This is a genomic window from Porphyrobacter sp. SLTP (assembly GCF_009905735.1).
In the GTDB taxonomy this organism is placed as follows: Bacteria; Pseudomonadota; Alphaproteobacteria; order Sphingomonadales; family Sphingomonadaceae; genus Erythrobacter.
Genome location: NZ_JAAALE010000023.1, coordinates 36,428 through 44,936, shown reverse-complemented (window position 1 = coordinate 44,936; position 8,509 = coordinate 36,428). Strand labels below are relative to the sequence as shown.

The window sequence follows — 8,509 nt, the reverse complement described above, 5'->3', positions numbered from 1 at the left end:
CCCGTGGGGAGGGGGGTAATCTTGCGCGGATTTGCCATTTGCGTCGCCAGCCTTCAGGACGGGCGGCATGATGCATGTCACCCCCGCCTTTTGGGCCACCGCGCTTCGCCCTGCCGCCCTGCTCGCTCCGCTGCTGGCGCTGGCGGCCTGCGTTTCCCCCGCGACAGGCCGGAGCGATCCCCAAGGCGACTTCATGGCCGCGCTGGCCAGCCATTGCGGCAAGGCCTATGCGGGTCGCCTCGTCTCCACCGACGCGGCCGATGCCGACATGGCGAGCGCGGCGATGGTGGTGCATTTTCGCGAATGCTCCGCCGACCGCATGGCGATCCCGTTTCATGTGCAGGGGGCCGATGGCACGTGGGACCGCTCGCGCACCTGGCTGATCACCCGCACCGCGGCAGGGCTCCGTCTCAAGCACGATCACCGCCACGCCGACGGCTCGCATGATGCGGTGACGCTGTATGGCGGGGACACGGCGGATGGCGGCACGGCGGCCGCGCAGGACTTCCCGGTCGATCAGGAAAGCATCGCGATGTTCCGCGCGGGCGGGCTGACGGCGTCGGTCACCAATGTGTGGCGGGTCGAGATCACCCCGGCGACCTACACCTATCAGCTGAGCCGCGCCGGCCGCCTGTTCCGGGTCGAGTTCGATCTCACCCGGCCCGTCACCCCGCCGCCTGCGCCCTGGGGCTGGTGATCACGCGCCGCTGCGCTGGGCCTTGGGCAGCAGCACGGCAAAGGCGATGGTGACCAGCAGCAGCGCGGGGACATCGCCCAGCAGGTGCCCCTGGTGCATCGGCGCGCTCAGCGATTGCACCGCCATGATCGCGGCGTGCACCGCGCTCGACACCGCGACGAACCAGATCAGCGAGACATTGCCGAGCGGATTGCGCGCGGCGAGGATCATGAACACGCCCAATGTCGCATAGACCCCGACGATCATCATGAAATATTGCGAGGCCATCGGCGGCCCTTCGTGCCAGGCCCAGCCGCTCGGCCAGACCATCGCCAGCGGCCCGACAAGGCAGAACACCGCCCCGAAGGCGACGAGCAGGATTTGCAGCAAGCGGTAGGCATTCATACGTCGATCCCCCCAACGGAACACGGCCCGGCGCAGGGTGTCTGCCCTTTCACCGGGCCGGTCAATCCAGCGCCGCCCTTGGTGGGGGATTGCCGTTAGTCGTGCTCGCGCCCGCCCGCGCCGACATAGAGCTCGCGCCCGCCTTCGTTGTAGCGGCGGCTCATTTCCTCCATGCCCTTGAGCGCAGCCTGACGGCTGGCCTCAGCGGTGTCCGCGCCCAGCTTTTCCGAGGCGAGGAAGCTTTCGGGGCTGGAGTTCTGCTTGGCGGCGAAGTCGCGGACGTCCTGGCTGATCTGCATCGAGCAGAACTTCGGCCCGCACATCGAGCAGAAATGCGCCGACTTCGCGCCTTCGGCCGGGAGCGTCTGGTCGTGATATTGCTCGGCGGTTTCGGGGTCGAGGCTGAGGTTGAACTGGTCGCGCCAGCGGAATTCGAAGCGGGCCTTCGACAGCGCATTGTCGCGCACCTGCGAGGCCGGGTGGCCCTTGGCCAAGTCCGCCGCGTGGGCTGCCAGCTTGTAGGTGATCACGCCGACCTTCACGTCGTCGCGGTCAGGCAGGCCCAGATGCTCCTTGGGCGTGACGTAGCAGAGCATGGCGGTGCCATACCACCCGATCTGCGCCGCGCCGATGCCGCTGGTGATGTGGTCGTACCCCGGCGCAATGTCGGTGATGAGCGGGCCCAAGGTGTAGAACGGCGCTTCGCCGCACACCTGGAGCTGCTTTTCCATGTTCTCCTTGATCTTGTGCATGGGCACGTGGCCCGGCCCTTCGATCATCACCTGCACATCCTGCGCCCAGGCGCGGTGGGTGAGTTCACCGAGCGTGTAGAGTTCGGAGAATTGCGCCTCGTCATTGGCGTCGGCGATGGAGCCGGGGCGCAGGCCATCGCCAAGGCTGTAGGCGATGTCATAGGCCTTCATGATCTCGGTGATCTCGTCGAAGTGCTCGTAGAGGAAGCTCTCCTTGTGGTGGGCAAGGCACCACTTGGCCATGATCGAGCCGCCGCGGCTGACGATCCCGGTGACGCGCTTGGCCGCCATAGGGACATAGGCGAGGCGCACGCCCGCGTGGATGGTGAAGTAGTCGACGCCCTGTTCGGCCTGCTCGATCAGCGTGTCGCGGAAGATCTCCCACGTCAGCTCCTCGGCCACACCGCCGACCTTTTCGAGCGCCTGATAGATCGGCACGGTGCCGACCGGTACGGCGGAATTGCGGATGATCCATTCGCGGGTGTCGTGGATGTTGCGCCCGGTGGAAAGGTCCATGATCGTGTCCGCGCCCCAGCGGGTCGCCCACACCATCTTGTCGACTTCGCTCGCGACGTTGGAGGCTACGGCGGAGTTGCCGATATTGGCGTTGATCTTGACGAGGAAGTTGCGCCCGATCGCCATCGGCTCGGACTCAGGGTGATTGATGTTGTTGGGGATGATCGCCCGGCCACGCGCGATTTCCTGCCGCACGAATTCGGGCGTGATGATGGTCGGAATGTCCGCGCCCCAGCTCTGCCCGTCACGCACCATGTCAGCCGCGATCTCGCGCCCGAGGTTCTCGCGCTCGGCGACATATTCCATTTCGGGGGTGATGATGCCTTTGCGGGCGTAGTGCATCTGGCTGACATTCATGCCCGCCTTGGCCCGCAGCGGGCGCTTCACCGCATTGGGGAACTGCGGGACGCCGCCGGAGCGGTCCGGGCCAAGCTGGCCATTATCCTCAGGCTTGATCTCGCGGCCATCGTAAGCCTCGACATCGCCGCGCGCCATGATCCAGTCACGGCGCAGCTGCGGGAGCCCTGCGTTGATGTCGATATGGGCATCGGGGTCGGTATAGGGGCCGGAGGTGTCGTACACGCGCACGCTCGGCTCACCGCCCTCAAGGTCGATCTCGCGCATGGCAACGCGGATGCCGCTGCCGGTGCGCGCGCCGACATAAATCTTGCGGCTGCCACGGATCGGGCCGGTGGTGACGCCAATTTCGACGGGGCTGTTGATGTCGGCCATATCTGCTCTCTCTCCAGGACGGAGGGCGAGCGGACCTATGGCACAGCGACCAGCCCACTCCCTCCGCCGATGCTAATCGGTTCAGGTTCGACGGGTCGGACGGTGCTAACCGCCCCTCTCAGCCAAGCGGCTCCCCGGGGATGGGCAAGGATTAGGACAAGGCGGAACGTGAGTCCAGTGCGGCGTCAGGCAACCCCGCCCGCTGCCTGCCATTCGGCAATCGCTTCGATCGGATAGACCAGCATGATGACATTGAAGGTCAGATTGTCGCGCACGACATATCCCGCCACCAGCTCGCCAATGATCGCCAGCGCCAGAGTTACCTTGACCGGCAGACGCAGCGCCAGCCAGAAGCCGAACGCCATCCACGCAAGGTCAGCGCCCGAATTGAGCACAGAGTCGCCGGTGTAGCCGAAATTGGCGGTGACCGAGCGGAAGCGGTTGATCACCATCGGGGTGTTTTCCAGCACCTCCCATGCGCCCTCCAGCAGCACGGCGAGCGGCAGGCCCCAGCGGAACGCCTCGGCCCCGCCCCAGCCGCGCTTCACGAACATCCACCAGCCGAAGGCGTAGAAGATCATTCCGTGGATGATGTGGCTGGGCGTGTACCAGTCGGCGATATGCTGGCTGTTGCCGCTATCATTGATCTGCCCGTGCCACAGCTTGACGTAGCCGCACTCGCAGATCGGTGCGCGGCCCATGGCGAGCAGGATGATGATGGTGAACGCCGCAATGGCCAGCGAGACGATGACCGTCCGGCGGTTGGGGATGAGCGCGCCCATAAGACCCTAGCGCCCGCTCATTCGATCACGCGCCCTCGGACCATTACGAAGTCGACTTCCTCCAGCACGGTCACATCTGTGAGCGGGTTACCGTCAACCGCGATGATATCCGCCGAATAGCCGGGTGCGAGCTTGCCGATCTGGTTGTCCATGCCGAGCACCTTGGCCGCGACGGTCGTGGCGCTGGCGAGGACTTCACGGTCGCTCATGCCCTGCTTCTTCATCAGGCCGAGTTCCTCGCCATTGCGGCCGTGTTGGTAAACGCCCGCATCCGTGCCGAAGGCGACGGTGACGCCGTATTGGCGGGCGCGGCTGACCAGTGAGGCCATCAGTGGTTGCACCGCGCGGATCTTGTTTTCGACCACGGGGGTATAGACGCCCTTGCCCAGCCCCTCGCTGACGCCTTCCAGCGCCATCAGGGTCGGCACCAGCACGGTGCCGTTGGCCTTCATCGCCTTGGCCGCCGCTTCATCGAGATAGGTGCCATGCTCGATCGAATCGATCCCGGCCTCGGCGGCCTGCTGAATGCCGCGCGCACCGTGGGCGTGGGCCATGACCTTGAGGCCGAGCGAATGGGCGGTGTCGGCAATCGCCTTCATTTCGGCGGGGGTGAAGTGGGCTTCGAGGCCCCGGCCCTGCTGCGAAAGCACGCCGCCAGTGGCGGTGATCTTGATCACGTCCGCGCCGTTCTGGCTGGCGAGCCGCACTTTTGCGGCGCATTCGACCGCGCCGGTGCAGGTGAAGCCCGAATCGAGCAGCTCGTTGACCTCGGAGCGGAAGCCGTTGACGTCGCCGTGGCCACCGATAATCGCCAGCGCTGGGCCTGCCGCAACGATGCGCGGCCCTGGCACCATGCCCTCGGCCGTCCCGCGGCGAAGGGAGAAGGCGGTGTCACGCCCACTGCCCGCTTCGCGCACAGTGGTGAACCCTGCCAACGCGGTTAGGCGCGCGTTCTTGGCACCGACCACGACGCCCCACTCGTCCGGTTCGGTCGCTTCCTTCCAGAAATCGCCGCCCGGATCGCCGGTCAGGTGGGTGTGCAAGTCGATCAGGCCCGGCAGCACGGTCTTGGTCTTGAGGTCGATCTCACGGTCGGCGGTCACGGCACCGTGGCCTGCAGTGATCGACACGATCTTGCCGTCGGTGACGAGAATGGTCGCAGCCCCGGTCGGCTCGGCAGCGGCATCGGTGATCACCGCGCCCGCGCGGATCGCCACGGTCTCGGCCGCGAGCGGCGCTGCCATCAGCGTCCCGGCCAGCGCCAGCCCCGCCATCAACCCGCCCTTGAATGCCTGCATGATTGTCTCTCCCCTTGCCTCACATGGCCCGCCCGGTTGATGGCCCGCCCGCGCCGCCAAGGCAAGCGCAGCGGTGAAAATCGCTGCCAATCAGACTATTCGCTTGGGCGCGGGGAGGCGGGCCGTTATGCCGACGGGACTATAACTTGCGTTGATGGGGGCTTTTCCATGATCCGACTTTCCGCTCTGCGCTGCGCTGGCCTGATGCTGACTCTGCTGCCGGTTGCACCGGCTGCCATGGCGCAGGACAGCGCGCCGCCCCCGCCGATGGCCGCGCAAATCGCCAATCCCCAGCCCGGCCACCCGGCCTATGCCGATCTGATCGACGCGATCGATAGCACCGTGAACCGCGATGTCCTGCTCAACAACGGGCTGGAGGCGGTCAAGCGCGAGATGCTGGCCAACGCCGATCTGGCCGCAGCTGAGGGGGCCAGTCCGGGCCTGATCGACGAGATCCTGGCCGGGATGCGCCCGGTGCTCAATAGCCAGAACCTGCGGGTGTCGGCGCTCTACCGTCCGAAGATGATCGCGGCGATGGCGAGTTACCTCACCCCGGACGAGGCCCGCAATGTGGCCGGGTTCTACCGCTCCGACATCGGCCGCCGATTGATGGGCAATGTGGTGGCGAATTTCGACATGGAGCAGACGCTGTCGAGCGCCGTGGCGGAAAAGGACATCACCGAAGCGGATGTGCGCGCCGACATCAACAGCGCGGTGTCCCAGGGGATCAGCCAGATGGACGCCAGCGATCTGGCCGAGATGGGCAGACAGGCGCTCGCCAATCCGGCGCTGCTGAAGCTCCAGAACGTCAATCCGCAGATCCAGCGGCTGCGCGCGCAAATGGAGAACGAGCCGCTCACCCCCGAGGAGGATGCCGAGATTGCCCGGGTGGTGGAGGCGACCTTTGTAAAGCGCTTCCCGCAATAGCGACAGGGGCGCCGAGGGGGATTGGCCTCAGAAGGTGTAGGCCATCCCCAGCCCGACGATGAACTGGTTGGCATCGCCGCGCTGCGCCGTGAAGGGCGTGTCGGCGCTGTCGCCCAGCAGCCGCGACATGCCGCCCAGCCCGGTGATCGCCCAGCCGCCGCTCAATGGCTTGCCGTCGAGGTCATAGGTCAGGATCGCGACGGTGCCGATCCGGTTCAGCCCGCCCTCGGCGCGGAACTGCGGCAGGCCGGTGGCCAGCGCCTGCGCGGGGCTGACGGTGAAGTAATAATCGGCAAAGCTGTCATCGACGAACTCGGCGCTCGCCTGCACCTGTAGCGCAAAGCTGCGGCCCACCGGCGCGCGGTAAGTGATCTGCGGTTCGACGATCATGCCGTCATGCGCGCCCAGCACGTCCCAGCGCGCCTGCACGCCGAAGCTCAGCTGATCGAAGTTCTTGAAGACGTTGGGCAGGGCCAGCTCGACATTGCCGCCCACTTCCAGCGCCGCGTCCAGCTTGCCTGCGCGCGCGACCACGTCATCCCTGATGCGGTTGTTGCGATCATTGCGGAAGCTGAACGCCGGCCCAAAGGCGATCCGCGCGCCCTTGCGCGGACCGAAGGCGGGCTTGGGCGAATTGACATCGAGCACGAAGCCCGGGCCATTGGGGCTGATCCCCACTCCGCCGATGCGGCCCACGATCAGCGGCAGCGGGAAGGCGATGTAATCATCGGAACCGGCATAACTCGGCACCATCCCGAGGCCGAGGCCGATGGTCGCCCAGGTCTCGTCAAACACCGGCTTGCTGAACCCGGACGGCGGCGCACCGGCAGGTCCGGTTGGTTGGGCGGTCTGGACAGAGACCGCGACAGGCTCGGCCTCCGCTTCGACTTCGGCGACGATCGCCTCTGCGTCAGCCTCGGCCTCGGCCTCGGCGGCAAGGGCGGGTGCGGTGCCAAAGATTGCGCAGAAGGCGGCCACAGAAACGGCAGGCCCAAAGGGGCCGAAAACGGTGCGAAGCGTCATGAGGGTGCGATCCTTATAAGTGTGATTCGAAAGGAGATTTTTTTGGCATCCTATTATTTTTGTGTGACGTTGCAACATCCTATGTGCGCTGCAAGATTGCCGTTCGCCTCGCCCTCGCCTAGGGCACTGAGGCATGGTCGATTCACCGCAAGCTAAAGGCACACAGGGCGCCGATTCCCATGACGTGATCATCGTCGGGGGCGGGCTCGCGGGCGGGCTGATTGCGCTGGCGCTGCACCGCCATGCGCCCGATTGTCGCTTCCTTGTCATCGAGGCCGGACGCAGCTTCGGCGGGCATCACCGCTGGAGCTGGTTCGAGACCGACATTCGCCCCAAGGCGCGCACGCTGATGGCGGGCTTTGATCTCAATGGTTGGGACGACGGCTATGACATCACCTTCCCCGGCCTTGGCCGCACCCTGCCGACATCCTACCGCTCGCTCGCCAGCGCCGAGTTTCATGCCAAGCTGATCGCCGAACTCCCGGCGGAGCGCGTGATGCTGGAAACCAAGGCGGCATCGCTTGATGCCGGCGGCGTGACGCTGGCTGATGGCACGCGGCTGCCAGCCAAGCGCGTGATCGATTGCCGCCCGTTCAAGCCCTCAAAGGCGCTGTCGGGCGGCTGGCAGGTGTTCCTCGGCCAGCAGTTCCGCTGCGAGACGCCGCACGGCCTCACCCGCCCCGTCATCATGGATGCGAGCGTCGACCAGCTCGCCCCGCACGGCAACGGCGCGGCCTACCGCTTCGTCTATGTCCTCCCGCTCTCGCCCACCGATGTCTTCATCGAGGACACCTACTACGCCGACCAGCCCAAGATGGACGCTGACGTGCTGAAAGGTCGGGTCGCCGAATATGCCCACCGCCACGGGTGGAGGGGCGAAGTTGTCGATCAGGAGGCAGGCATTCTGCCGGTGATCTCGGGCGGCGATATCAATGCCGCGCTGGCCGAAGTCGCCATCCCCGGCGTCGCGCTGGCGGGTGCGCGCGGCGGGTTCTCGCATCCGCTCACCAGCTACACCCTGCCGTTTGCCGTCGATAATGCACTCGCGATCGCGCATCTGATCGCCAGCCGTCCGGCGCTGACGGGCGAGGAGCTCGCCGATTTCTGCAAGCGCCGGTCCAAACGCCACTGGCGCACCACCGCCTATTACCGGATGCTCAGCCGGATGCTGTTCGAAGCTGCCGAGCCGGACAAGCGCGTGGTGGTGTTCGAACATTTCTACGCCCTGCAAGGCAAGCTGGTCGAGCGGTTCTACGCTGGTCGTTCCACTTGGCCTGACAGGCTGCGCATCCTCACGGGCAAGCCGCCCGTAGCTATCCCGCGCGCCATTCGCGCACTGTTTTCCTCAGGCAAGCCTCTCAACATGGAGACCCCGGCATGAACGCCGATGTGAAGATC

Annotated in this window: 8 protein-coding genes; 3 read left to right on the top strand and 5 right to left on the bottom strand. The window is 66.0% G+C overall.

The window, feature by feature from the left end:
• Positions 1 to 67 precede the first annotated feature (67 nt).
• Complete coding sequence (locus GVM20_RS15010; RefSeq protein ID WP_234032043.1) at positions 68 to 697, top strand: hypothetical protein; 630 nt, start codon at positions 68 to 70, stop codon at positions 695 to 697.
• Here GVM20_RS15010 and GVM20_RS15005 read toward each other — a convergent pair whose 3' ends face one another.
• The 4 genes from GVM20_RS15005 to GVM20_RS14990 all read right to left on the bottom strand — a co-directional run bounded on the left by GVM20_RS15005 (position 698) and on the right by GVM20_RS14990 (position 5,161).
• On the bottom strand, positions 698 to 1,081 hold the full coding sequence (locus tag GVM20_RS15005; RefSeq protein ID WP_166548000.1) for a DUF6632 domain-containing protein: 384 nt from the start codon (positions 1,079 to 1,081) through the stop codon (positions 698 to 700).
• Positions 1,082 to 1,176: 95 nt separating this feature from the next.
• Positions 1,177 to 3,081 carry a phosphomethylpyrimidine synthase ThiC gene (thiC, locus tag GVM20_RS15000; RefSeq protein ID WP_166547999.1) on the bottom strand — a complete coding sequence of 635 codons (1,905 nt, stop codon included), beginning with the start codon at positions 3,079 to 3,081 and terminating at the stop codon, positions 1,177 to 1,179.
• Positions 3,082 to 3,266: 185 nt separating this feature from the next.
• The gene (locus GVM20_RS14995; RefSeq protein ID WP_166547998.1) at positions 3,267 to 3,863 is read right to left on the bottom strand and encodes a DUF2585 family protein; all 597 of its coding nucleotides are present in this window, start codon (positions 3,861 to 3,863) and stop codon (positions 3,267 to 3,269) included.
• 17 nt (positions 3,864 to 3,880) lie between these two features.
• The gene (locus GVM20_RS14990; RefSeq protein ID WP_166547997.1) at positions 3,881 to 5,161 is read right to left on the bottom strand and encodes a metal-dependent hydrolase family protein; all 1,281 of its coding nucleotides are present in this window, start codon (positions 5,159 to 5,161) and stop codon (positions 3,881 to 3,883) included.
• Between the two features lie 168 nt (positions 5,162 to 5,329).
• Here GVM20_RS14990 and GVM20_RS14985 point away from each other — a divergent pair, with 168 nt between their 5' ends.
• Positions 5,330 to 6,088 (top strand): DUF2059 domain-containing protein, encoded by a 759-nt coding sequence (locus tag GVM20_RS14985; RefSeq protein ID WP_166547996.1) that lies wholly within the window; start codon positions 5,330 to 5,332, stop codon positions 6,086 to 6,088.
• Between the two features lie 27 nt (positions 6,089 to 6,115).
• On the opposite strand, the gene GVM20_RS14980 is transcribed toward GVM20_RS14985, so the two are convergent.
• Entirely contained in the window at positions 6,116 to 7,111 is a 996-nt protein-coding gene (locus tag GVM20_RS14980) for a MipA/OmpV family protein (RefSeq protein ID WP_166547995.1), read from the bottom strand.
• Between the two features lie 133 nt (positions 7,112 to 7,244).
• Between GVM20_RS14980 and crtY the strand changes: the two genes are divergently transcribed.
• Positions 7,245 to 8,492 (top strand): lycopene beta-cyclase CrtY, encoded by a 1,248-nt coding sequence (gene crtY, locus GVM20_RS14975; RefSeq protein ID WP_166547994.1) that lies wholly within the window; start codon positions 7,245 to 7,247, stop codon positions 8,490 to 8,492.
• Positions 8,493 to 8,509: the final 17 nt, after the last annotated feature.